This window comes from Actinomadura sp. WAC 06369 (assembly GCF_003947565.1).
GTDB lineage: Bacteria > Actinomycetota > Actinomycetes > Streptosporangiales > Streptosporangiaceae > Spirillospora > Spirillospora rifamycini.
Genome location: NZ_QHJN01000026.1, coordinates 1 through 24,547, shown reverse-complemented (window position 1 = coordinate 24,547; position 24,547 = coordinate 1). Strand labels below are relative to the sequence as shown.

Annotated in this window: 23 protein-coding genes; 15 read left to right on the top strand and 8 right to left on the bottom strand. The window is 73.0% G+C overall.

Translation table 11 applies throughout. The features are described from left to right. Nucleotides 1-123 precede the first annotated feature (123 nt). Nucleotides 124-2,715 carry a bifunctional FO biosynthesis protein CofGH gene (locus DMH08_RS09775; RefSeq protein WP_125613165.1) on the top strand — a complete coding sequence of 864 codons (2,592 nt, stop codon included), beginning with the start codon at nt 124-126 and terminating at the stop codon, nt 2,713-2,715. A gap of 45 nt (nt 2,716-2,760) precedes the next feature. On the opposite strand, the gene DMH08_RS09770 is transcribed toward DMH08_RS09775, so the two are convergent. Then, the gene (locus DMH08_RS09770) at nt 2,761-4,047 is read right to left on the bottom strand and encodes a coenzyme F420-0:L-glutamate ligase (protein ID WP_026403643.1); all 1,287 of its coding nucleotides are present in this window, start codon (nt 4,045-4,047) and stop codon (nt 2,761-2,763) included. Continuing rightward, nucleotides 4,044-5,003: a 2-phospho-L-lactate transferase gene (gene cofD / locus DMH08_RS09765; protein ID WP_026403642.1), complete on the bottom strand. Its 960-nt coding sequence runs from the start codon at nt 5,001-5,003 to the stop codon at nt 4,044-4,046. Before cofD ends, DMH08_RS09770 begins: the two co-directional genes overlap by 4 nt. A gap of 109 nt (nt 5,004-5,112) precedes the next feature. On the opposite strand from cofD, the gene DMH08_RS09760 reads away from it, so the two are divergent. From DMH08_RS09760 to DMH08_RS09750, 3 genes are all read left to right on the top strand, one after another. Beyond that, nucleotides 5,113-5,343, top strand: a complete 231-nt coding sequence (locus DMH08_RS09760; protein ID WP_125613163.1) for a hypothetical protein — start codon at nt 5,113-5,115, stop codon at nt 5,341-5,343. Further along, nucleotides 5,340-6,281: a hypothetical protein gene (locus DMH08_RS40940; RefSeq protein WP_026403641.1), complete on the top strand. Its 942-nt coding sequence runs from the start codon at nt 5,340-5,342 to the stop codon at nt 6,279-6,281. The genes DMH08_RS09760 and DMH08_RS40940 overlap by 4 nt, the downstream gene beginning before the upstream one ends. Nucleotides 6,282-6,698: 417 nt before the next feature. Next, a complete protein-coding gene (locus tag DMH08_RS09750; protein WP_171064042.1) occupies nt 6,699-6,914 on the top strand; it encodes a WhiB family transcriptional regulator in 216 nt (71 codons plus the stop codon). A gap of 249 nt (nt 6,915-7,163) precedes the next feature. Here the strand turns inward: DMH08_RS09750 and DMH08_RS09745 are convergent, their stop codons facing one another. Further along, nucleotides 7,164-7,592 (bottom strand): metallopeptidase family protein, encoded by a 429-nt coding sequence (locus tag DMH08_RS09745; RefSeq protein WP_233617503.1) that lies wholly within the window; start codon nt 7,590-7,592, stop codon nt 7,164-7,166. A 198-nt stretch (nt 7,593-7,790) separates the two neighbouring features. Here DMH08_RS09745 and DMH08_RS09740 point away from each other — a divergent pair, with 198 nt between their 5' ends. From DMH08_RS09740 to DMH08_RS09710, 7 genes are all read left to right on the top strand, one after another. Next, nucleotides 7,791-8,168, top strand: a complete 378-nt coding sequence (locus DMH08_RS09740) for a DUF3499 domain-containing protein (RefSeq protein WP_026403638.1) — start codon at nt 7,791-7,793, stop codon at nt 8,166-8,168. Nucleotides 8,169-8,286: 118 nt separating this feature from the next. Continuing rightward, nucleotides 8,287-9,642 (top strand): phosphomannomutase/phosphoglucomutase, encoded by a 1,356-nt coding sequence (locus DMH08_RS09735; protein WP_026403637.1) that lies wholly within the window; start codon nt 8,287-8,289, stop codon nt 9,640-9,642. A 2-nt stretch (nt 9,643-9,644) separates the two neighbouring features. Then, nucleotides 9,645-9,821 carry a Trm112 family protein gene (locus DMH08_RS09730; RefSeq protein WP_176611429.1) on the top strand — a complete coding sequence of 59 codons (177 nt, stop codon included), beginning with the start codon at nt 9,645-9,647 and terminating at the stop codon, nt 9,819-9,821. Then, a complete protein-coding gene (locus tag DMH08_RS09725) occupies nt 9,818-10,957 on the top strand; it encodes a bifunctional phosphoglucose/phosphomannose isomerase (RefSeq protein ID WP_125613161.1) in 1,140 nt (379 codons plus the stop codon). Before DMH08_RS09730 ends, DMH08_RS09725 begins: the two co-directional genes overlap by 4 nt. After that, nucleotides 10,954-11,901 (top strand): cation diffusion facilitator family transporter, encoded by a 948-nt coding sequence (locus tag DMH08_RS09720; protein WP_034519118.1) that lies wholly within the window; start codon nt 10,954-10,956, stop codon nt 11,899-11,901. The genes DMH08_RS09725 and DMH08_RS09720 overlap by 4 nt, the downstream gene beginning before the upstream one ends. A 365-nt stretch (nt 11,902-12,266) precedes the next feature. Beyond that, nucleotides 12,267-13,862, top strand: a complete 1,596-nt coding sequence (locus DMH08_RS40935; protein ID WP_199747711.1) for a sensor histidine kinase — start codon at nt 12,267-12,269, stop codon at nt 13,860-13,862. 15 nt (nt 13,863-13,877) lie between these two features. Further along, entirely contained in the window at nt 13,878-14,552 is a 675-nt protein-coding gene (locus tag DMH08_RS09710; protein ID WP_026403635.1) for a response regulator transcription factor, read from the top strand. A 57-nt stretch (nt 14,553-14,609) separates the two neighbouring features. Here the strand turns inward: DMH08_RS09710 and DMH08_RS09705 are convergent, their stop codons facing one another. Together DMH08_RS09705 and DMH08_RS09700 are read right to left on the bottom strand one after the other, a co-directional pair. Further along, nucleotides 14,610-15,389, bottom strand: coding sequence for a trypsin-like peptidase domain-containing protein (locus DMH08_RS09705; protein ID WP_125613159.1), 780 nt, complete (start codon nt 15,387-15,389; stop codon nt 14,610-14,612). Nucleotides 15,390-15,569: 180 nt separating this feature from the next. Continuing rightward, complete coding sequence (locus DMH08_RS09700; RefSeq protein WP_026403634.1) at nt 15,570-15,905, bottom strand: MerR family DNA-binding transcriptional regulator; 336 nt, start codon at nt 15,903-15,905, stop codon at nt 15,570-15,572. Between the two features lie 123 nt (nt 15,906-16,028). Between DMH08_RS09700 and ahcY (DMH08_RS09695) the strand changes: the two genes are divergently transcribed. The 4 genes from ahcY (DMH08_RS09695) to DMH08_RS09680 all read left to right on the top strand — a co-directional run bounded on the left by ahcY (DMH08_RS09695) (nt 16,029) and on the right by DMH08_RS09680 (nt 21,323). After that, the gene (gene ahcY, locus DMH08_RS09695; RefSeq protein WP_125613156.1) at nt 16,029-17,459 is read left to right on the top strand and encodes an adenosylhomocysteinase; all 1,431 of its coding nucleotides are present in this window, start codon (nt 16,029-16,031) and stop codon (nt 17,457-17,459) included. A 322-nt stretch (nt 17,460-17,781) separates the two neighbouring features. After that, nucleotides 17,782-19,038, top strand: a complete 1,257-nt coding sequence (gene ahcY, locus DMH08_RS09690; protein ID WP_026403632.1) for an adenosylhomocysteinase — start codon at nt 17,782-17,784, stop codon at nt 19,036-19,038. Then, nucleotides 19,038-19,628: a hypothetical protein gene (locus tag DMH08_RS09685; RefSeq protein ID WP_125613154.1), complete on the top strand. Its 591-nt coding sequence runs from the start codon at nt 19,038-19,040 to the stop codon at nt 19,626-19,628. The genes ahcY (DMH08_RS09690) and DMH08_RS09685 overlap by 1 nt, the downstream gene beginning before the upstream one ends. Nucleotides 19,629-19,730: 102 nt before the next feature. Continuing rightward, on the top strand, nt 19,731-21,323 hold the full coding sequence (locus DMH08_RS09680) for a BBE domain-containing protein (protein ID WP_125613152.1): 1,593 nt from the start codon (nt 19,731-19,733) through the stop codon (nt 21,321-21,323). Between the two features lie 17 nt (nt 21,324-21,340). On the opposite strand, the gene DMH08_RS09675 is transcribed toward DMH08_RS09680, so the two are convergent. The 3 genes from DMH08_RS09675 to DMH08_RS09665 all read right to left on the bottom strand — a co-directional run. Continuing rightward, on the bottom strand, nt 21,341-22,558 hold the full coding sequence (locus DMH08_RS09675; protein ID WP_199747710.1) for a PP2C family protein-serine/threonine phosphatase: 1,218 nt from the start codon (nt 22,556-22,558) through the stop codon (nt 21,341-21,343). Nucleotides 22,559-22,664: 106 nt separating this feature from the next. Beyond that, on the bottom strand, nt 22,665-23,501 hold the full coding sequence (locus DMH08_RS09670) for an SDR family oxidoreductase (protein WP_125613150.1): 837 nt from the start codon (nt 23,499-23,501) through the stop codon (nt 22,665-22,667). A 67-nt stretch (nt 23,502-23,568) separates the two neighbouring features. Next, on the bottom strand, nt 23,569-24,547 hold a 979-nt coding region (locus DMH08_RS09665; protein WP_442778633.1), incomplete at its 5' end, for a GlxA family transcriptional regulator.

The following is a 24,547-nucleotide window of genomic DNA, read 5'->3' as shown; positions in this document are numbered from 1 at the left end:
CGTGTTAGAAACACTTCACTATGGCGGGTCGGGAATAGGAAACCGCTGATCAGGGCTGTGTCAGAAGGCCGTGATCGGCCCCCGCCTCGCGAGAGAATATGACGATTGGCATAGAGTGCCCGCATGGAGGTCACCAGCACCGCGGTGCGCCGGGCCCTGGCCCGCGCGCGTGACGGCAAGACGCTCGACCGATCCGAGGCCACGATTCTGCTGCACGCCCGCGGCGAGCAGCTCGACGACCTGCTGACGTACGCGGCGCGGACCCGCGACGCCGGGCTCGCGGCGGCCGGCCGCCCCGGCGTCGTGACCTACAGCCGCAAGGTGTTCATCCCGCTGACCCGGCTGTGCCGCGACCGCTGCGGCTACTGCACGTTCGCGACCGTCCCGCACCGGCTGGACGCGCCGTACCTGAGCCCCGACGAGGTGCTGGAGATCGCCCGGCGCGGCGCCGAAATGGGCTGCAAGGAGGCCCTGTTCACGCTCGGCGACCGCCCCGAGGACCGGTGGAAGCAGGCCCGCGAGTGGCTCGACGCCCACGGCTACGACGACACCCTGTCGTACGTGCGGGCGATGGCGATCCGGGTGCTGGAGGAGACCGGGCTGCTGCCCCACCTCAACCCGGGCGTGCTGACCTGGCGCGACTTCCAGCGCCTCAAGCCCGTCGCGCCGTCGATGGGCATGATGCTCGAGACGACCGCGACGCGGCTGTTCAGCGAGCGGGGCGGCCCCCACTTCGGCTCCCCGGACAAGGACCCGGCGGTACGGCTGCGGGTGCTGGAGGACGCCGGACGGACGAACGTGCCGTTCACCACCGGCATCCTGATCGGCATCGGCGAGACCGTCGAGGAGCGCGCCGACGCGATCTTCGAGCTCCGCCGGACGATGCGGGAGTACGGCGCGATCCAGGAAGTCATCGTGCAGAACTTCCGCGCGAAGCCCGACACCAAGATGCGGGACACACCCGACGCGGAACTGGACGAACTGGCCGCGACGATCGCCGTGACCCGGCTCGTCCTCGGCCCGAAGGCGCGCGTGCAGGCGCCCCCGAACCTGGTGGCCGATCAGCCGGGAGGTCGGTCGGGGTCGGTTGGTCGGGACGAGTTCGCGCTGATGCTGCGGGCCGGGATCGACGACTGGGGCGGCGTTTCCCCGCTGACGCCCGACCACGTGAACCCCGAGCGGCCGTGGCCGCAGATCGACGAGCTGGCCGAGCGGACGGCGGCGTCCGGGTTCGAGCTCCGCGAGCGGCTGACGATCTACCCGGAGTACGTCCGGCGCGGCGAGCCGTGGCTGGACCCGCGGCTGCGCGGGCACGTCGCCGCGCTCGCCGACCCCGCGACCGGCCTCGCCCGCGAGGGCGCCGTGCCGGAGGGGCGCCCCTGGCAGGAGCCCGACGGCGGCTTCGCGGCGTCCGGACGCACCGACCTGCACACCGAGATCGACACCACCGGGCGCACCACGGACCGGCGGGACGACTTCGACGAGGTGTACGGCGACTGGGACGCCCTCAAGGAACGCATGTCCGCGCCCCAGCGGTTCGACGCCGACGTCAAGGACGCTCTCTCGCGCGCCGAGCGGAACCCGGGCGGCCTCACCGACGACGAGGCCCTCGCCCTCCTGCACGCGGACGGCCCCGAACTCGACGCGCTCGCCAAGCTGGCCGATGACCTCCGCAAGGACACCGTCGGCGACGACGTCACGTACGTGGTGACGCGCAACATCAACTTCACGAACGTCTGCTACACCGGCTGCCGGTTCTGCGCGTTCGCCCAGCGCCGGACCGACGCCGACGCCTACACGCTCTCGCTGGAGCAGGTCGGCGACCGGGTGGACGAGGCGTGGGCCGCCGGGGCCACCGAGGTCTGCATGCAGGGCGGCATCCACCCCGACCTGCCCGGCACCGCCTACTTCGACCTCGCGCGGGAGGTGAAGCGCCGCGCGCCCGGCATCCACCTGCACTCCTACAGCCCGATGGAGGTCGTGAACGGCGCCAGCCGCACCGACATGTCCGTCCGGGAGTGGCTGCAGGCCGCGAAGGAGGCCGGCGTCGACTCGCTGCCCGGCACGGCCGCGGAGATCCTGGACGACGACGTCCGCTGGGTGCTGACCAAGGGCAAGCTCCCGACGGACCAGTGGATCGAGGTCGTCACCACCGCGCACGAGGTCGGCATCCCCACGACGTCCACGATGATGTACGGGCACGTCGACACCCCCGCCCACTGGGTCGCGCACATCAAGCTGCTGCGGTCGCTCCAGGAGCGGACGGGCGGGTTCAGCGAGTTCGTCCTGCTGCCGTTCGTGCACCACAACTCGCCGATCTACCTGGCGGGGCTCGCCCGTCCGGGGCCGACGGTCCGGGAGAACGTCGCCGTGCACGCGCTGGCCCGGATCCTGCTGCACGGCGCGATCTCCAACATCCAGACGTCCTGGGTCAAGCTCGGGGACGAACTGTGCACGCGCGTCCTGCAAGGCGGCGTCAACGACCTGGGGGGCACGCTGATGGAGGAGACCATCAGCCGCATGGCGGGCTCGGAGAACGGCTCGTTCAAGCCCATCAGCGAGCTGGAGGCCATCGCCGCCCGCGCGGGCCGCCCGGCCCGGCAGCGCACCACCCTCTACGGGGACGTCCCGGCGGAGCGCGTCGAGGCGGCGCGCCGCACCGACGGCATCGGCGCGTTCGGCCGCCGGACCCTGCCCCTCCAGCCGACCACCTGACGGGCGCGGGGCCGGGCGCACCGCCCGGCCCCGCGCGCCGCGCGGTCAGCGCACCGTCACGAACGCCTCGGCGGACCGGGGCGGGCGCTCGCGCGGCGGCGCCGCCGGGTGCCCGACGCCGACGGCGCCCATCGGGTCCCAGTCGTCCGGCAGGTCGAGCGCGCGGCGGACGACGTCCCGGCAGAACATCGTGCTCGACACCCAGCAGGACCCGAGGCCCTCGACGGCGAGGGCGACCAGCAGGTTCTGGACGCCCGCGCCCGTCGCGACCACGAACATCTCCCGCTCGGCGGCCGCGCGGCGCTCGTCCGGGTAGTCGTGCGACCCGTCCATCACCAGGCACGGGACGACGAGGTACGGGGCGCGGCGCAGCACGTCGCCGCGCCGCAGCCGCTTGGCGACCGACTCGTCGGAGAAGCCGTCGCGGCGCAGGTCGGCCTCCCACGCGTCGCGCATCGCGTCGAGCAGCCGGGTGCGCGACTCCGCCGACTCCAGCAGGACGAACCGCCACGGCGTCGTGTGGTGCGGCGCGGGCGCGAGGATCGCGGCGTCCACCGCGCGCCGCACGGCGGCGCCGTCCACCGGCTCGTCCGTGAACTCCCGGATCGTGCGGCGCGCGCGCAGCACGTCCGCCGACCCGTACCGGAACATGTCCTCCGCAGGGGGACGGACGAGCGCGCGCGCCCCTGGGCCGTCGTCGGGCGTCACGAGGGCGCCGAGCCCCCGCACCACCGCGATCGGCACCCCGGACAGCTTGCCCTTCACCAGTTCGGCCGCCGCCGCGATCTCGTCCGCGACCGCCGTGACCGTCGCCTCCAGCCGGTTGCCGTGCGCGTCGTCGCGGCCCCGCAGGTCGTCCAGGGGGGCGAGGCCCGCGACGCCGATCGCCGCGTCCGTCAGCCCGTTGCGCCACGGCCGTCCGAGGGTGTCCGACACGATGACCGCCACGTCCTTGCCCGTGTGCGCGCGCACCCCGGCCCGGATGGCGCGTGCCGACGCGTCAGGGTCCTCGGGCAGCAGCAGCACCGTGCCGGGCGCCGTGTTCGACGCGTCCACGCCCGCCGCGGCGAGCACGAGCCCCTGCCGCGTCTCCACGATCCGCGTCTCGCCGCGCGCGTGCGCCCGCCGCGCCACGACCCGCACCGTCTCCGCGTCGATCGCCTTCTCCCGGTCGTCCGCGACCAGGACCCGGCCCTCCGCCTTGCTGACGATCTTCGACGTGACGACCAGCACGTCGCCGTCCTCGACCAGCTCGCCGGGGACGAGCGCCGCGACGTCGTCGCCCTCGGCCACCTCGGGCAGCCCAGGCACCCCGAACACCCGCAGGTTCACCGCGCCTCCTCGTCTTCCCGCCGCAGCTCCAGCGCCAGGTCCAGCGCCGCGCGCGCGAGGTCGGCCGTCGCCGCCGCGTCGCTCATCAGCAGCGGCCGCGGCCGCACCTCGACGCCCTCCACCCGGACGTCCGCGTCCGCCTCGGCCACGAGCCAGCCGTCGATCAGCCCCGGCCCGTACAGCTCGCCGACCGCCTGCGCCGTCGTCTCCACCCCGATCGCCGTCAGGCAGGCGTCCGCCATGCCCCGCACCGGCGCGTCCCCGATGATGGGGGAGACGCCCACGACCGTCTTCGCCGCGACCGCGTCCCGGATGCCCGGCACCGACAGGATCGTCCCGATGCTGACCACCGGGTTCGACGGCGGGAACAGCACCACGTCCGCGTCCCGGATCGCGGCGAGCACCCCCGGCGCGGGCTTGGCGTCCTCCGCCCCGACCGGCGCGATGGACAGGGCCGGGAGGGACGCGCGCAGCCGCACCCACCACTCCTGGAAGTGGATGGCGCGCCGCCCGTGCTCGGGGTCGTCGACCACCACGTGCGTCTCGACCTGGTCGTCGGTCATCGGGATCAGCCGGACGCCCGGCCGCCACCGGTCGCACAGCGCCTCGGTGACCGCCGACAGCTTGTACCCGGCCTCCAGCATCTGCGTCCGCACGATGTGGGTGGCGAAGTCGCGGTCGCCCAGCCCGAACCAGCCCGGCCCGACCCCGTACGCGGCGAGCTCCTCCTTGACGGTGAACGTCTCGTCGGTGCGCCCCCAGCCCTGCTCCTCGTTGATCCCCCCGCCGAGCGTGTACATGACGGTGTCGAGATCCGGGCAGACCCGCAGTCCGAACAGGGAGATGTCGTCGCCGGTGTTGCCGATCACGGTGATCTCCGCGTCCGGGACCGCCGCGCGGAGCCCGCGCAGGAAGCGGGCCCCGCCGATGCCGCCCGCCAGCGCCACGATGTTCATGCCGATCACCCTACGGCCTGCTCAACGGACCCCGCGGGGCCGCTCCGGTGCGCCTCACGGCATCCGGGCGCGGACGCGCGAGAATGGACGGGCGGTGACACCGGAGGCGGTGACGTTCGACACCCGCGAACGTCCGGAACGGTGCCCGCGCGCCCGCTTCCGGCGCGGCGCGCGGCGCCCCGCCGACGCCCCGGTATCGCCGCCGGACGACCGCCGAATGGTCTCGCTCGTCCGGGCCGTGACGATTTCGCGCCCGGCGGGGTACGGAGACGTCGGCGGGCGAGATGTGCAAAGCTTTGCCGTGTCATCGGAATGCCTCGGTCTGGAGAAGTCGCAGTGAACAAGGAAGCCGTCCAGCGCCTGCGCGAACCGGCCGCCTGGGTCCTGCTCGCCGCTGCGGGCGTACACCTGCTGGCGGGCATCATCCGGTTGTTGGGCGGTAACGGGAATTTCACCTCCCGCGCCTACGACGAGAGCGTCGGCGGAGTGTTCACCGAGGTCTACATCGTCGCGATGGTGGTCCTCGCGGTGCTGCTCACGACCTGGGGCACGGCGACGCGACAGGCCCGCAACATCACGATGGGCGCGCTCGGCGTCCTCGGCGGCATCCTGCTGTTCGGCGTCATCAGCTGGCTCGGCGGAATGCTCGCCGAGGGGCCCGACTCGATCTACAAGCTGACGACCTTCCTCATCGGCGCCGCGAAGGTCGCCGTGATGGGCGTCGGCATCTGGTTCGTCCTGACCGTGTTCCAGGGCATGCAGCCCGCGCGTCCGAAGGCGCAGCCGCAGATGCAGCAGGGCTACCCCGACTTCGGCTACCAGCAGGGCCCGCCCGGACAGCCGCAGCCCGGCCAGTTCGGCCAGCCCGGCCAGCCCGGCGGCTACCCGCAGCAGGGCCAGCCGCAGCAGTACCAGCAGTTCGGCCAGCCGGGGCAGACCGGCCAGCCCGCTCCGCAGGGCGAGCAGCCCCAGCAGCAGTTCGGCCAGCCGCAGCAGCAGTACGGGCAGCCGCAGCAGTACGGCCAGCAGCCCGGCCAGCCGGGGCAGCCGCAGTACGGCCAGCAGCCGGGCTACCAGCAGCCGGGCCAGCCGGGGCAGACCGGCCCGGGCGCCCAGAACGAGGACGAGATGGGCGAGTGGACCCGCGCCTACGGCGGCGGCTCCCAGCCCGCGCCGGAGCAGGGCCCGCAGGGCACCCAGCCCGCCCCGCCGCAGCCGGGCGAGCAGCGCCCCGAGGACGGCGGCGACTGGTACCGCGACAACCGGCCGCCCCAGTAGCGGACCGGCGGTACCGGCCCTCCCCGGCCGAACCGGAAGCCGGGCCCGTGACCCGAACGTGATCGGCGTCATGATCGGCACCGAGATCGGCATCGTGATCGGTCTCGTGATCGGCGGAAGGAGCGCCGCGGGCGGTGCCCGCGGCGCCCGAACTTCCCCCCGGTGACCGGCCGATTAACCGATCTTCAGCCAAAGGTCATCAGGGGTATCCCTACATAACCCGCTATGTCCCCGCGCGAACTCGTTCCGCTTGACGGAGCGGGCACTACACACGTGTAATTTCGTGGGTGTAGTTTCTATGCCTTCTCGGGGGAAGGAGCCTGAGGGAAGGCATTGATCCAGGGGGCTCCACGGGCAGGGAGGTGCGCTGTGAGCGAGGTGGTCATCCCGCTGGCGCACGGCACAGACGGCGAAGAGATGGGCTGGCAGGAGCGCGCACTGTGCGCGCAGACGGATCCGGAGGCGTTTTTTCCGGAGAAGGGCGGCTCCACTCGCGAGGCCAAGAAGGTGTGCCGAGCATGCGAGGTGCGTACTGAGTGCTTGGAGTACGCGCTGCAGCACGATGAACGTTTCGGTATTTGGGGCGGGCTGTCCGAGCGGGAACGCCGGAAGCTGAAGCGCCAGGCCGTCTAGCGGCGGCCCGCGGGACGCGCGTCCAGCGGACGGGGCCGCCGCCGGTGCGAACCGGCGGCGGCGCCCGGCCGGGAAGGCGGGAAGCGGAACCGGGCCGGTCCGGCCGGCGCCGTGGGGGAGCGGCGCCGCGAGGACCGGGATCGGCGCCCGCCGGACGCGTGCGCGCGGACGGGCGCCCGAAGACGCCGGAATACGGAAGAGCCGTGTCGACCCTCGGGCCGGCACGGCTCCGCCATGTCCGGGACGCCGTCAGTCGTCGGGGGAGTCGTAGCTCGGGTCGACCGACTCGGGGGACAGGCCGAGCAGGTCGGCGACCTCCTCCACCAGCAGGTCGCGGATCAGCCGCCCCAGCTCCCGCTCGCCGGTCGCGCGCGCCTCGACGGGGCGGCGGAACACGACGATGCGCACCGGGCGCCCGCCCTCGCCGGGGACGGTCCGGCCGAGCGGCACCAGCCCGTCGAACCACGGCTCGACGTCCGGGACCTCGGCGACCGTGAACTCCACCCGCGCCAGCTCCCGCTCCCAGCGCGCGCCGAGCCGGCGGACCTCGTCCTCGACGAGGTCGTCGAACCGCTCCGCGCGCGTCCGCGAGATCGGGGACTGCGGGGGCGCCAGAGGGCCGCGGAGACCGCGACCGCGCCGATCGCGGCGCCGCACGCCTGCCACACGGGATCGCACCCCCCCAGCGTACCCGCAGCGCCCCCGCGCAACCTCGGGACGCCCCCGCGCCCTTCCGTGCCGCCGTGACAAGAAACCGCACGGTACGTGGGCGTTCCCATGCGGTATGTAGTTCTTACCCCGGAAATCGGCCGATAGCGGCGACACGTGCGCCCGGGTGGTGGCGGACGCGGCGGGAGCGAGGTACGGTCGGCCATCGTGAGCCCCGTCCGCACTTGCTCCCGCACCGCCTGCAAGGCGCCAGCAGTCTTCACGCTCACGTACGTCTACCGCGACTCCACCGCGGTCTTGGGGCCCCTCGCCGCGTACGCGGAGCCGCACTGCTACGACCTGTGCGCGGAGCACTCCGAGCGGCTCACCGCGCCGATGGGCTGGGAGCTGGTCCGGCTGCCCGTCGAAGAGGAGACCTCGCTCGGCGAGGACGACCTGGAGGCGCTCGCCGACGCGGTCCGCGAGGCCGCCCGCCCCGCGCCCGGCCCCGGCCAGGAGCCGGTCGGCCAGGGCACCGAGGTCGGCCGCCGCGGCCACCTGCGCGTCCTGCGGTCGGAGCCCGCGGGCACGCAGCCGCAGGAGTAGCCGGCCCCGCGCGGGCCGCACCGGAACCGTCCGCCCCGCCGCTTCCCGGTAGGCTCGGTGTCTCGCCATTTTCGTTTTTCGCACGGCATCTTTCGGACGGCTCGGACAGGGAGCAGGAGTGGGCGACCTCGCCAAGATCTTCAAGGCGTACGACATCCGCGGCGTCGTGCCGGACGAACTGGATCCCGCGATCGCCGAGGCGGCCGGCGCGGCGTTCGTCCGGGTGACCGGGGCGAGCGCGATCGTCACCGCGCACGACATGCGGGAGTCGTCGGCCCCGCTGGCCGAGGCGTTCGCGCGCGGCGCGACCGCGCAGGGCGCGGACGTCATCGAGGCGGGGCTCGGCTCCACCGACCTGCTCTACTACGCCAGCGGCAGCCTCGACCTGCCCGGCGCGATGTTCACCGCGAGCCACAACCCGGCGAAGTACAACGGCCTGAAGCTGTGCCGCGCCGGCGCCCGCCCGGTCGGCCGCGACACCGGCCTCACCGAGATCCGCGAGCTGATCGAGCGGGGCGTCCCCGCCTACGACGGCGAGCCCGGCACGGTGTCGCGGCGCGACGTGCTCAAGGGGTACGCCGACCACCTGAAGACGCTCGTCGACCTGTCCGGCATCCGCCGCCTCAAGGTCGTCGTGGACGCCGGCAACGGCATGGGCGGCCACACGGTCCCGTCGGTGTTCGAGGGCCTCCCGCTCGACCTCGTCCCCCTGTACTTCGAGCTGGACGGCACGTTCCCGAACCACGAGGCGAACCCGATCGAGCCCGCGAACCTGCGCGACCTGCAGGCGAAGGTCCGCGAGACCGGCGCCGACATCGGGCTCGCGTTCGACGGCGACGCCGACCGCTGCTTCGTCGTGGACGAGCGCGGCGAGATCGTCTCCCCGTCCGCGGTCACCGCCCTCGTCGCGACCCGCGAACTCGCGAAGCACCCCGGCTCGTCGATCGTGCACAACCTGATCACGTCCGCGGCCGTCCCGGAGATCGTCGCCGAGCACGGCGGCACGCCCGTCCGCACCCGGGTCGGGCACTCGTTCATCAAGCAGACGATGGCCGAGACGGGCGCGGTGTTCGGCGGCGAGCACTCGGCCCACTTCTACTTCCGCGACTTCTGGTTCGCCGACTCCGGCATGCTCGCCGCCCTGCACGTCCTCGCCGCCCTCGGGCAGCAGGACGGGCCGCTGTCGGAGCTGCTCGGCGAGTACACCCGGTACGTCGCGTCCGGTGAGATCAACAGCGAGGTCGACGACCAGGCCGCCGCGGCCGCCCGGGTCAAGGACGCCTTCGCCGGACGCCCCGGCGTGACGCTCGACGAGCTCGACGGGCTCACCGTGGCGAACGAGGACGAGGGCTGGTGGTTCAACCTGCGCCCGTCCAACACGGAGCCGCTGCTGCGCCTCAACGCCGAGGCCGGCGACGAGAAGACGATGGCGGCGCTCCGCGACGAGGTCCTGGCGATCGTGAGGGAGAAGTGACGATGAAGCTCGACTCCTGGCTGCTGGAAATCCTCGCCTGCCCGAACTGCGGCGGCGACCTGCGCGCCGACGACGGCGCGGGCGAGCTCGTGTGCACCGGGTCGTGCGGCTACGCCTACCCGGTCCGCGACGACATCCCGGTGCTGCTGGTCGACGAGGCCCGGACCCCGGCTTCGTGAGCGTCGGCCTGGACCCGGCGCGCCTCGACGAGGTCTCCGCGATCGAGGCCGCCGACCCCGGCGGGATGCTCCGCCAGGTCGCCTCGTCGGCCGCGCAGATCCGGGAGGCGCGCCGCGCCGCGGCCGAGGCGGGCATCGCCTCGCTCACCGAGGACGGGCGCCCCCGCGCCGTCGTCGTCACCGGCATGGGCGGCTCCGGCATCTCCGGGGACGTCCTCGCCGCGATCTGCGGCACCGGTTGCCCGGTGCCGGTCACGACCGTCCGCGGCTACCGGCTGCCCGGCTGGGTCGGCGCCGCCGACCTGGTCATCGCCGTGTCCTGCTCCGGCGGGACGGAGGAGACCCTCGCCGTCGCGGCGGAGGCGGCCCGCCGCGGCTGCCGGCTGCTGTTCGTCGGCGGCGCCGGCTCGCCGCTCGCCGGCCTGGCCGAGCGGACGCGCGCGCCGTTCGTCCCGGTCCGGTCCGTGGGGCAGCCGCGGTCGACGCTGTGGGGGCTGACGGTCCCGCTGGTCCTCGCCGCGCGCACGCTGGGCCTCGCGGACGCGCCCGACGCCGTCCTGGAGGCGACGGCGGCCCGGCTGGAGGACGTCGCGCACCGCTGCCGCCCGTCCAGCGAGCCGTTCGTCAACCCGGCGAAGCGCGCCGCGCTGGACCTCGCGGGCGACGTGCCGCTGGTGTGGGGCACCTCCCCGCTCGCGGGCACCGCCGCGTACCGGATGTGCTGCCAGCTCAACGAGAACGCCAAGTACCCGGCGGTCCCCGGCGAGCTGCCGGAGGCGAACCACAACCAGGTGATGGCGTTCGACGGCTTCTTCGCCCGCGGCTACTCCGCGGACCCCGACGACTTCTTCCGCGACCGGGCCGACGACGCCGAGCACGGCCTCCACCTGGTCGTCCTGCGCGACACCGACGAGCACCCGCAGGCGCGCAAGCGCGCCGAGGCGTCCATCCAGACCGCCCGCGACCGCGGCGTCGCGGTCACCGAGCTCACGGCCGAAGGCGAACATCCGCTGGAAAGAATCGCGACACTCATCGCGCTCGCGGACTACGTCACGGTTTACTTGGCTGTCGCATTGGGCGTGGACCCCACGCCCGTGGCTGCCATTCAAGAGCTCAAGGCGAGGATTGCAACATGAGTGCTGAGGGTGGGACCAAGGCCATCGTGGCCGCGTTGGCCGCCAACCTTGGAATCGCGGTGTCGAAGTTCGTGGCCTTCGTGTTCACGGGCTCGTCGTCGATGCTGGCCGAGTCGATCCACTCGGTCGCCGACTCCGGGAACCAGGGACTGCTGCTGGTCGGCAAGAAGCGTTCCGAGCGCCGCCGCACCCACAAGCATCCGTTCGGCTACGGCCGCGAGCGGTACTTCTACGCGTTCGTCGTCGCGGTCGTGCTGTTCACGGTCGGGTCGGCGTTCTCGCTCTACGAGGGCTACCACAAGATCTCCCACCCGGAGGAGGTCAAGTCCGCGGGCTGGGCGTTCGGCGTGCTGACCGCCGCGATCATCATGGAGCTGTTCTCGTTCCGGACGGCGATCGTGGAGTCGAACCGGGTCCGGGGCGACAAGTCCTGGTGGGAGTTCATCCGCCGCGCGAAGGCCCCGGAGCTCCCCGTCGTCCTGCTGGAGGACCTCGCCGCCCTGCTCGGCCTGTTCCTCGCCCTGTTCGGCGTCACGATGGCGGTCGTCACCGGCGACGGCGTCTGGGACGGCATCGGCACCGTCGCGATCGGCGTCCTGCTGGGCCTGGTCGCCACCATCCTCGCGATCGAGACCAAGAGCCTGCTGATCGGCGAGGGCGCCGACCCCGAGCAGGAGGAGCGGATCATCGCCGCGCTCGAGTCCGTCGAGGAGGTCGCGCGCGTCATCCACATCCGGACGCAGTACGTGGGCCCCGAGGAGATGCTGATCGCCGCCAAGATCGCGGTGGACCACGACGACACGGCCGCCGAGGTCGCGCGGGGCATCGACGCCGCCGAGGCGAAGATCCGCGGCGAGTTCCCCGAGGCCCGGCTGATCTACCTCGAGCCCGCGCTGGACGAGTCCGAGCGCACAGCGCCCGCCGAGGCTTCCGGCGCGTCCTGACGCCCGGTCGTCCCGGCGTCCGCGCTTCCCTCACCGGGCGGCGGCACGTGCGTGCCGGTCGACCCCAGCCCAGGTAAGACCGGCGGGCTCCTCCGCGGAGGGTGCCGCCGTCCGGCGAGGTGCTTCCCTTGCGTCCGCCCGGACCCCTGAACCCGGACGGTCTGGTGTGACCGCGGCGACCGTTGCCGAACCCCCTACGTCGGCGCCGGCCGCCGTCGCGGTCACGGTTACACGTTACGTTCGCGCCGTTCGCCGACGCGTCCGCCGGAAGGAGGGACCGCGGGTCGTCCTCCAGGGGGACCCGGCTCCTCCGCATACCACCCGACGGTGAGTCGGCACCGGCCCCCAGCGGTCAGTATTGGAGGGTGACTCCCGACGACGACACCCGGACCGGTCCCGATCCCGCGCGGTTCGGCCCCGCGCTCGCGCACCACGCGTGGCGGCTGTCGGGCCGGATCGTGGCGGGCGTGGGCCAGCTGCTGCTGTGGATCCTCACCGGCCTCGGACGGCTGCTGCGCCCGCTCGCGACCCGCGTCGCCGACCGGCTGACCGGCGCCGGGCGCGAGCGGCCGCCCGGCCCGTACGGCCCCGGCGGCCCGCCCGGGGCGCCCGGGGCGCCCGGCGCGGCCCCCGCCGCGGGGCGCACGGCTCCGCTGCCGCGGTGGGTCGACGCGTGGTCCGAGGCCGTCCGGTCCTGGTACTTCGCGCCGCTGACCGGCCTCGCGCTCACCGTCGCCGCGCTCGCCGAGCTGGCGCCGCGCGCCGAGACCCCGATCAGCCTCGCCGGCGGCTTCGCGGTCGCCTCGACGCTCCCGCTGGTGTGGCGCCGCGAGTACCTGCGGCCCGTCGCCGCCGTCGTGCTCGGCGCGTTCGCCGCGAGCCTCCTCACCGGGCAGACGATCCTGTTCACGACCGGGTTCGCCGCCCTCTACACGCTGTACGCGCTGGGCCGCGGGTTGCCCCGGCAGTCCACGGGGGTGCTCGCCGTCGGGAGCGTCGTGACCGTCGCGGTCGTGTACCTGACGACGTTCACCCTCGACGACATCCCGTGGCCTGCCGCCGTCCTCGCGGTCCTCGCCGCGATCGGCCTCGGGGACGCCCGCACCGTCGTCGAGACGGCCGGGCGCACCGAGTCCGCGGCGGCCGAGCGCGCCAACGAGACGCTCACCCGGCTCACCGCCGTCCAGCGCGAGCAGGCGGTCATGCGCGAGCGCGCCCGCATCGCCCGCGAGCTGCACGACGTCGTCGCGCACTCCGTGTCGATGATCGCGGTGCAGGCCGAGACGGCCCCGTACACGATGCGGAACCTCTCCCCGGAGGCCCGCGAGGGGTACACCGAGATCGCCAAGACGGCCCGCGAGGCGCTCGTCGAGATGCGGCGGCTGCTCAGCGTGCTGCGCGCCGACGCCAAGCCCGAGCCGGACGCCGCGAACTCGCCGCAGCCCCGCCTCGACCGGCTCCCCGACCTCATCGAGCAGCACCGTGGCGCGGGCGGCCGCGTCGGTCTGGCCGTCCACGGCGACCCCGGCGACCTGTCCGCGACCGTCGAGCTGTCGGCGTACCGGATCGTCCAGGAGGCCCTGACGAACGCGCGGCGGCACGCCCCGGGCGCCGAGGTGCACGTCGACCTCGTGTTCCTGCCCGACCGGGTCGCCGTCCGCGTCCGCGACGACGGCCCGACCGCCCCCGCGCCGCCGCCGCCCGGGGCGTCCGACCGGACCATGGAGCTCAACCCCGCCGACCCGTCCCGCACGGCCGTCCTCGACCCCGGCGACGCGGGGCGGACGCGGATGGAGGGGGCCCCGTCCGCCGGACACGGTCTCGTCGGGATGCGGGAACGTGCGACGATGCTGGGCGGGCGGTTCTCCGCCGGCCCCGCCGCCGACGGCGGGTTCCTGGTGGAGGCCGAGCTTCCGCTGCACAGGGAGGAGCCTGGTGATGGAGGCGGACGGCCGCGGTAGCACGGGGCGGCAACGGTGATCAAGGTACTGATCGTCGACGACCAGACCATCGTGCGGGCCGGGTTCGCCGCGCTGCTCGCCGCGCAGGAGGACATCGCGGTCACCGGCGAGGCGGGCGACGGACGGGAAGCGGTGCGGCTCGCCGAGCTGAACCGGCCCGACGTCGTCGTCATGGACATCCGGATGCCCGGCATGGACGGCATCGAGGCCACCCGCCGCATCCTCGCGCTGCCCGGCGCCGAGAACGTCCGGGTCCTGGTGCTGACGACGTTCGACGTGGACGAGTACGTCTACGACGCGCTCGCCGTCGGCGCCAGCGGCTTCCTGCTGAAGGACGCGACCGCCGACGAGCTCGTCTCGGCCGTCCGCGTCGTGGCGCGCGGCGACTCGCTGCTCGCGCCGCAGGTCACCGGCCGGCTGATCCGCGAGTTCACCAAGCAGCGCCGCAGCCGCCCGCAGGCTCCCGCGGCGCTGGCCACCCTCACCGCGCGGGAGACCGAGGTGCTGGTGCTGATCGCCGGGGGCCTGTCGAACGCCGAGATCGCGCGGCGCCTCGTCGTCAGCGAGCACACCGTCAAGACGCACGTCGCCCGCGTCTTCACCAAGCTCGGCCTCCGCGACCGCGCGCAGGCCGTCATGCTCGCGTACGAGTCCGGCGTCGTCGTCCCCGGCGAGAGCACCGCCGGCTAGCGGGACGCGGCCGGGGAGCGGGACGCGGCCGGGGAGCGGGCCCGGCCGCGCCGGGCGTCAGCCGAGCGTGAACCCGGCGCCGACGCCGCCCTGCTCGTCCATGTCGGCGAGGATGCTGGTGATCGGGGTGAAGTGCTGGGCGCCCCAGGCGCTGCCGACGAGGGCGTTCCCGTTGATGACGGGGGCGCCGGAGTCGCCGCCCCACGTCCAGATCAGGGTCCAGTACCACGGGCCGTCGGGGCCGCCGGTCGCGCCGCAGGTCATGCCGGTGCGGTGCCCCTGCTTGCACATGCGGGTCCCGGCGGGCGGCACCGCGCCGACGGACGTGACGGTCGTGGTGCCGGACGGGCTGGTGACCGTCGGCGTCGGCGTGACCTTCGCCGGGTCGAGCTTGATGACCGCGTAGTCGAGGCCGTAGGGCCCGCCGGCGACGTAGTTGTTGGGCGTGCTCACGTAGGTGACCTCGCCGATCGGCCCGATCTCCGCGGTTTCCGGGGCGAGTTCGAGCGGGGCGGGGGCCAGGGCGGTCCCGGGGGGCGTGGTGTCCAGGTGGACCTCCTGGCCCACGAGCTTGTTGCCCTCCGAGTCGATGAAGCAGTGCGCGTTGGTGAGGCCCACCAGGTTCCCGGCGGCGTCGTGGCCGACCGCCGTGAGCGTGCACACGGTGAAGCCCGCCACCTGCCCTTGCTCGTCCAGGACGAGCCTCGGGACGATGCCCGAGCCGGGGCCGATGGCGTGCGTCGCCTGCGTCTGCGCCTGGGCGGCCGCCGCGGGCACCGTGAGGCCGGCGGCCAGCAGCGCGCCGAGGGCGCAGAGTCTGAGGAGCAAACGGGGCATCCGAGCTTTCCCCTTTCCGCGAGGAGCAAGGTCGGAAGCAGTCAAACAGACAAAGGTGTTTCCTGGGCAGTGTGAGGCGTGCCACCTCGGCGCGGGGCCGAAAAGAACGCGCTGGTGGGCCTGGCGGAACGCCGTTTCAGACGGCGGCGCGGGACCCGGGCCGCCGTCCGAATCCCCGGCTCAGCGGCGGCGCAGGAGGCGCATCGCCTTCTCCTTCTCGAAGTCGAGGGCCCGCGCGGGCGGTGCCGACAGCCGTCCGATGCGCTCGCCCAGCTCGCGCACGCGCGCCTGCACCTCCGGTTCGGCCAGCACCCGCAGCCCGAACGCCAGCTCGGCCGGGCCCACGTCGTAGCGCTTCTCGAGTGCCAGCGCGAGCGCGACGGCCCGCAGCTCGGCGTCCCCGAACTTGCGGTGGCCTCCGCGTTCCCGGGTCGCGGGCAGCAGCCCGAGCGTCTCCCGGTAGCGGAGCATGCGGGGCGACGTGCCGAGCCTGCGGGCGGCCTCAGTGATGCGCATGGCGCCGATTCTGACAAATCTGTGTCAGAAAGTCGCCCCGGAGCATGCCTCCGCGCGGACTCCGCCCGTAGACTCGCGGGCGTCGACACCCGCGGGACGCGCAAACCAAGGAGCAACGAAAGCATGGACTACAAGGTCGCCGACCTGTCGCTGGCGGACTTCGGGCGCCGGGAGATCCGGCTCGCCGAGCACGAGATGCCCGGCCTGATGGCGGTGCGCAAGGAGTACGCGGACGCCAAACCGCTGCGCGGCGCGAAGATCATGGGCTCGCTGCACATGACCATCCAGACGGCCGTGCTCATCGAGACGCTGGTGGAGCTCGGCGCCGACGTCCGCTGGGTCTCCTGCAACATCTTCTCCACCCAGGACCACGCCGCCGCCGCGGTCGTCGTCGGCAAGGACGGCACGGTGGACGACCCCAAGGGCGTCCCGGTCTTCGCCTGGAAGGGCGAGACGCTCGAAGAGTACTGGTGGTGCACCGACCAGGCCCTGCAGTGGCCCGACGGCTCCGCCCCCAACATGATCCTCGACGACGGCGGCGACGCGACCCTGCTCGTCCACAAGGGCGCCGAGTACGAGAAGGCGGGCGCCGTCCCGACCGCGACCGACGACGACCCCGAGGAGTGGGGCGTCATCCTCGAGACCCTCCGCCGCACCATCGCCGCGAAGCCCGGCCGCTGGACCGAGGCGGCCGCCTCGATCAAGGGCGTCACCGAGGAGACCACCACCGGCGTCCACCGGCTCTACGAGATGGCCAAGGCCGGCACCCTCGCCTTCCCGGCCATCAACGTCAACGACTCGGTCACCAAGTCGAAGTTCGACAACAAGTACGGCTGCCGGCACAGCGTCATCGACGGCCTGAACCGCGCCACGGACGTCCTCATCGGCGGCAAGGTCGCGGTCGTCTGCGGCTACGGCGACGTCGGCAAGGGCTGCGCCGAGGCCCTCAAGGGCCAGGGCGCCCGCGTGATCGTCACCGAGATCGACCCGATCTGCGCGCTCCAGGCCGCCATGGACGGCTTCCAGGTCACCACCCTCGAGGACGTCGTCGACATCGCCGACATCTTCGTCACGACCACCGGCAACTTCAACATCATCACGGCCGACCACATGAGCCGGATGAAGCACCAGGCCATCGTGTCCAACATCGGCCACTTCGACAACGAGATCGACATGGCCGGCCTCGCCAAGACCGACGGCATCGAGAAGATCGAGATCAAGCCGCAGGTCCACGAGTGGCGCTTCGCCGACGGCCACTCCATCATCGTCCTCGCCGAGGGCCGGCTGATGAACCTGGGCTGCGCCACCGGCCACCCCTCGTTCGTCATGTCGAACTCCTTCACCAACCAGGTCATCGCGCAGATCGAGCTGTTCACCAAGACCGAGGAGTACCCGGTCGGCGTGTACGTCCTGCCGAAGCACCTGGACGAGAAGGTCGCCCGCCTCCACCTCGACGCCCTCGGCGTCAAGCTCACCGAGCTGACCAAGGAGCAGGCCGCCTACATCGGCGTCCACGTCGAGGGCCCCTACAAGCCCGACCACTACCGCTACTGAGTTGTCTGCGTCGCCCTCGGCGTCGGGCGGTAGACCGCCCTCCTCCAACGGGCAACGCGTGCGATTGCTGCATCGCTCCGACTCGCCGGGGGGCTCGCTGCGCGATCAAGTTCTCGCGAGCTCGAACCTGGCTTCGCACGCGATCGCAGTGGTCCGGGTCCGCTCTGGCTGAGGAGATGGGCCGAGGCCCGTGCCTCGGCATTTCTCGCGCGGTGGCGAGGGCGCCTGCAACCGGTATGGGCTTGGTTGGGGCGAACGGTGAATAGGGCCATGCCGGACGGGTGTAGGTTGCTCGTCCGGCATCGGCCTCCAGGGGGAGTGGATGAGCGACATCGCGGACGGTTCGCTCGCCTATGAGGGCGTGAAGCGGATCGAGTGGGCGGACCGCAGCATGCCGGTGCTGCGGCAGATCCGGGAGCGGTTCGCGGCCGAGCGTCCGCTGGACGGCGTGCGCGTCGCGGCGTGCATGCACGTCACGACCGAGACGGCCGGGCTCATCCGGACCCTGCAGGCCGGCGGCGCGAGCGTCGCGCTGGCGTCGTCCAACCCGCTGTCCACGCAGGACGACGTCGCGGCGGCGCTCGCCGAGGAGTTCGGCGCGCAGGTGTTCGCGCGGGCGGGGATCGACCGCGAGGGCTACTACGCGCACATCCACCGGGCCCTCGAGACGGCGCCCGACCTCGTCCTGGACGACGGGTGCGACCTCGTCAACACCCTGCACACCGACCGGGAGGACCTGCTCGGCACCGTCAAGGCGGGATGCGAGCAGACCACCACGGGCGTCATCCGGCTGCACCAGATGGTGCAGGAGGGCGCGCTGAAGTTCCCGATGGTGGCGGTGAACGACACCGCGACCAAGCACATGTTCGACAACCGGTACGGGACCGGGCAGTCCACGCTCGACGGGATCGTCCGCGCGACGAACACGCTGCTCGCGGGCAAGACGATCGTGATCGCGGGGTTCGGGTACTGCGGGCGCGGGCTCGCCGAGCGGGCCCGCGGGCTCGGCGCGCGGGTCGTCATCACCGAGATCGACCCGGTGAAGGCCCTGGACGCCGCCCTGCAGGGGTTCACCGTCCAGCCGATGGCCGAGGCGGCGCCGCACGGCGACGTGTTCATCACCGTGACCGGCAACCGCGACGTGGTGAACGCCGACCACCTCGCGGTGATGAAGGACGGGGCGATCCTCGCGAACTCGGGGCATTTCGACGTGGAGATCGACGTCCGGGCGCTGGACGCGATGGCCGTCCGGGTGCACCGGGGCGTCCGCCCGCAGGCCGACGAGTACGTGCTGCCCGACGGGCGGCGGCTCGTCCTGCTCGCGGAGGGGCGGCTGGTCAACCTGGCCGCCGCCGAGGGGCATCCGGCCGCCGTCATGGACATGTCGTTCGCCGACCAGGCCCTCACCTGCGCGTGGCTCGCCACGGCCCACGCGGGCCTCGCCCCGGCCGTCCACGACGTGCCCGCGGAGATCGACGGCGAGGTCGCGCGCCTCAAGCTGGCCTCGATGTCGGTGTCCATCGACGTCCTGACCCCCGACCAGGAGGACTACCTGCACTCCTGGCGGATCGGGTCCTGATGCCCGCCGGCGTCTACCGCCACCTCGACGGCGGCCTCGACGAGCGGTTCCACTGCGCGCCCGGCCCCGGCGGGTGGCGCTACACCTCGTCCCGTCCCGGGCTGCGCACCGACATCGTCGTCGACTCCCGGTGGCGGCAGATCCGCGTCGAGCTCGTCACGCCCGGCTGGTGGGTGCGCGGCGGCGTCACGGGCCCGGACGTCGCGTGGGTGCGCGCGTCGGGCGGCACCGGCACAGGCACGGGGACCGGCACCGAGCACGCCGAGCGCGCCGCCGGGTTCCTTTCCGACTCGCCCGGTTTCCTCGTCGCCGTGGCGCGCGCTCTCGACCTGGCCGACGGCGCGGAGCGGGACGTCCGCCTGGTCGCCTTCACGGGCCCGTCCCTGGCGCCGCTGACCGCGCCGTGGCGCTGGCGCCGCACGGGCACGTCCGTCCACGAGACCGGGACGGAGCCGCTGCCCGTCGCCGGCTACGACGTCACCAACCTGTCCACGGGCGAGATCACCCGGGTGCACCTGGCGGGCGACGTCGTCCTGGACGCGCCGGGGATCGAGCTGGCCGACCTGGAGTCGCCGCCGAACCTGGCTTAATGATCTACCAACGATTTACTACTCTGCGCATTCAATTGCTGACTCTGGGTGAACAGAATGGACTCTGAGTAACGGGTCCGCTTCCCAGGGAGAGCAGCGCGCATGAGTCACCCTCCAGTGCCGCCCACCGTCACCGTCCGCCCGGGCGACGTCCGCTATCCCGCCCTCAGCCGCGGCTTCAACCAGCGGTGGATCGCCGACCCCGAGTACGTGCGGATGGTGACGTCCCCGCAGGGCGTGGTCACCGCGCTGTCGGAAGCGGTCAACCAGATACCCGCCGACGACGACGACCGCGACCGCGAGCGCTACCGCGACCGCATCACCGTCCGCTCCGGCGGCCACTGCTACGAAGACTTCGTCTGCGGCGACGACGTCCGGGTCATCCTGGACGTCAGCCCGATGTGCGACATGTACTACGACCCGGCCCTGGAGGCGTGGTGCGTGGAGGCCGGGGCCACCAACTGGCACGTCTACAGCCACCTGTACCCCATGTCCGGACGGGCGCTGCCCGGCGGCTCGTGCTACTCGGTGGGGCTCGGCGGGCACATCACCGGAGGCGGCTACGGGCTGCTGTCCAGACAGGCGGGCCTGACCGTCGACTACCTGTACGCCGTCGAGGTCGCCGTCGTCACCGAGCGCCGCACCGTCGAACTCGTGCTGGCCACCCGCGACGACCCCGACCCCGACCGCCGCGACCTGTGGTGGGCCCACACCGGCGGGGGCGGCGGCAACTTCGGCGTCGTCACCCGGTTCTGGTTCCGCGACCCGCCCGTCCCGCCCCGCACCGTGCTGCTGACCGCGCGCTCCTGGGACTGGAACCACTTCAGCAAGGAGTCCTTCATCAGCCTCCTGGACGCCTACGGCCAGTGGTTCGCCGACCACCAGGACCCGAACACCGCCTCCGGCCGCCTGTTCGCCCTCCTGGCCCTCAACCACCGCGCCGCCGGGACGATCAACCTCACCGTGCAGGTCGACGCCGCGAGCGAGGACAAGGACGACGAGGGCACCCAGGCCATGATCAGCTTCCTGCGGGCGGTCGACTCCGAGGCCGTCCCCAAGTCGAAGCCGATGGTGTGGTCGGCGGCCGAGCACGCGGCCGTCCCCGACGCCTGGTCGCCGCGGCTGATGCCCTGGCTGACCGCCACGCAGGCCCTCAACGGCTCCGGCCAGAACCGGTGCGGCAAGTACAAGTCCGCCTACGTCCGCAGACCCTTCACCCGCTCGCAGATCGAGGCGATGTGGGGCTATCTCGGCAACGAGCACTTCCAGGAGTTCAAGAACAAGGAGGCGCTCATCCAGATCGACTCGTATGGCTCCGCGGTCAACCACCCGCCGTACGACACGGCCGCACCGCAGCGCGACTCGATCATGAAGATGCAGTACCAGGTGTACTGGCGGCGTCCCAACGACCACGACATCGGCGACGAGGACGACAACCTCAGGTGGATCCGCGAGACCTACCGGGCCACGTTCGCCGACACCGGCGGCGTCCCGATCGTGGGAAACAACACCGACGGCTGCTACATCAACTACCCCGACGTCGATCTGAGCGACAAGAACTGGAACACCTCGGGCCAACCCTGGTCAAAGCTCTACTACAAGGAGGAGTACCTGCGGTTGCAAAAGGCCAAAGCCCGCTGGGACCCACTCAACGTCTTCCGGAACCAGCAGTCCGTCGAACGGCTCGAACTCTGAGCCGTGACCGGCGGAGGTCAGCCGGAGGAGCGGCGCAGCACCAGCAGGGCGACGTCGTCCTCCGGCAACTGCCGGCCGATCATCGCCGCCATCACCGCGGCGCCGACCGCCTCGGGCGGACCCGCATACGCGGCGCCGCACAGCGCGGCGATCCCGTCCGTCACCGACTCGCCCCGCCGCTCGACCAGCCCGTCGGTGTAGAAGCACAGCACGGCGCCCGGTGTCAGGTCGACGGTCGTCGCCGTGCGGGGCACGTCGGCGCCGAGCCCGATCAGCACGCCCGACTTCATCTCGACCGGACGCGCCGTACGGCCCGGCAGCGCGATCACCGGCGGCCAGTGCCCGGCCGAGGCGAGCCGCATCCGGGTCAGCCCGGCGTCGCAGACGCCGTACAGCACGGTCGCGGTCGCGTCGGGCTCGAAGTGGACGACCTTCTGGTTCAGCTTGTGCAGCACCTCGGCGGGGTCGCTCGTCTCCAGCGCGTAGGCCCGCAGAGCGCTCCGCAGCCGCCCCATCACGACGGCGGCCCCGAGGCCGTGCCCCGCCACGTCCCCCATCACGACGCCGATTTCACCCGACGGGAGGACGAACACGTCGTACCAGTCGCCGCCGACGCTGGCCCGGCCGGGCCGGTACCGCGCGGCCAGTTCCAGACCGGGCAGGGCCGGAAGCGCGGTCGGCGCCAGGCCGCGCTGCAGTTCCAGGGCGGCCTCGCGTTCCGCCCGGCTCACCTGGTAGCGCACCGCCATCGCCGCGCGCCCCGCCGCGAGCTGCACGAACTCGGTCTCCTCGGCGGTGAACCGGCGCGGCGCGAGCGTCCCGACGTGCAGCACCCCCAGCAGCGAGCCCTCCACGACGAGCGGGACGCCGAGCAGGGAGCGCAGACCCCGCTGCACCAGCAGCGGGTTGAAGACGTTCGCGCTCGGGACGTCCGCGATGTAGACCGGGCGCCGCTCCGCGGCGACGCGTCCGGCGAACCCTTCGCCCAGCGGGACGTGCGCCGCCTGGCTGACCTCCTCCTCGATGCCCCGCGCGGCCGTCGCCACCAGGAAGCGGTTCTGGCGGTCCAGGAGGAGCACGACCGCGGTATCGACGCGCAGAACCTCGCGGACCCGTTCCAGCAAGGCGTCCAGCGCCGCGTCGAGGTCCATGTGCATGAGCGATTCGTCGTCGAAGAGCGAGGTGCTCGGTACCTCGTGCGCGAAATTCGTGAGGGCTCCTACGGGGTCGGTCACTCAAGCCACTGTATGTGGGTTCGTCGTACTTTCGCCGTGATTGCTACTCCTTGACGAAATCAACGGGATCACATGAGAAATCCACCCATGACGTTCGCGTGGACGGTCACGCACCGTGCGGGCGCCACCGCCCGAAGCCGCCCTCCGTGCTGATGACCTGCCCGGTGATCCAGCGCGCCTCGTCCGTCACCAGCCAGCCGATCAGCCGTGCCGGGTCGTCGGGCTCCCCGTACCGGCCGAACGGGAACATCGGCGCGACCGCGCGCCGCATGTCCTCGGTCACGTATCCGGTGTCCACGGGACCGGGATTGACGGTGTTGAGCCGGATCCCCTCGTCCGCGAGCTGATCGGCGAGCGTGACGGTGACGCCCGCGAGCGCGGCCTTCGCCGCCGCGTAGGCGACCTCCCCGGGCATCGGCCCGAGGCCCTGCCCGGACGTCATGAAGACGATCGAGCCGCCGGGCCGCCCGTCGTGCCGTCCGGCGAACGCCTGCGCGAGCAGGATGCAGGACCGTGCGTCGACCGCCCAGTGCCGGTCCAGGTCCGCCGCCGACACCTCGCCGAGGGCACCGTCCCGCCCGCTCAGCGCGTGGTTGCACACCAGGACGTCGACGTGCCCGAACTCGGCCGCCGCGGCGTCGATGACCCGTTCCGGCGCCCCCGGCTCCGCCAGGTCGGCGTGCATGTCGGCGACGCGCGTCCCGTCCGCGCCCAGATGCGCCCGGACACCGTCCACCACCGCCCCGAGATCATCGGCGCCCCACTCCTGCTCCCGGTCATGCGGGGCGAAGTGGTGCAGGAAGACGTTCGCCCCGTAGGCGGCCAGCCGGCAGGCGATGGCGTACCCGATCCCCCGGCGGCGGCTCACCCCCGTCACCACGGCCGTCCGCCCCAGCAGCGGCCGCCGCGCGGGCACCAGTTCATCGGCAGTGCGAGTGCTCATCCCGGCACCGTCGCACCTCCTGCTACCCGGCACCAACTCGGCGCTCACCGCGCTCGGCGGGCGGGGATCAGGGGGCGGACGGGCCGCGGAAGGTGGCGCGATAGGCGCTCGGGGAGACGCCCATCCGGGCCCGCATGTGCGCGCGGAGGGAGGCGCCCGTTCCGAAGCCCGCCCGTTCGGCGACTCGGTCCACCGGCAGGTCCGTCCGCTCCAGCAACTGGCGCGCCCGCTCGACCCGCTGCAGCGTCAGCCACGTCGCCGCCGACACGCCCGTCTCGTCCCGGAAGCGCCGGGTGAACGTCCGGACGCTCATCGACGCCCGCGCCGCCATCTCCGCGAGCGTGATCGGCCGGTCGAGGCGCTCCAGCGCCCACGTGCGCGCGGCGTCCGTCGACGGCCCCGGCGAGGACGGCACCGGACGTGCGATGAACTGCGCCTGCCCGCCCTCCCGGTGCGGCGGCACCACGGTGCGGCGCGCCACATCGGCCGCCACCGCCGCCCCGTGGTCGCGCCGGATCATGTGCAGCGCCAGGTCGATGCCCGCCGCCTCGCCCGCCGAGGTCAGGACGGAGCCCTCGTCGACGTACAGGACGGCCGGGTCGACGCGCACGGCGGGGAACCGCTCGGCCAGCCGATCGCACGACAGCCAGTGCGTCGTCGCCCGGAGCCCGTCCAGCAAACCCGCCGCCGCCAAAACGAACGCCCCCGTGCAAACCGACGCGACCCGGGCGCCCCGCGCGTGCGCGTCCCGCAGCGCCGCCGGGACGGCCCCGTCCCCGGGACGGGTCTCGTCCAGCGCGTGGGACGCGGGGACGAGCACCGTGTCGGCCTCCCCGAGCGCCTCGAGCCCGTGCGGTGCGGTCACCGTGAAGTCGGCGTCCGTCCGGACCGCCCCCGCCTCGACACCGCAGGAGGCCACCTCGTACAGCGCCGCGCCGTCCGCCGACCGAGCGGCCCCGAAGAGCTGGTGCACGAGCCCCAGCTCCATCGGCAGGACACCCTCGCGCACCAGCACCGCCAGCCGGTGCCCCCCACCGCCCCCGAAC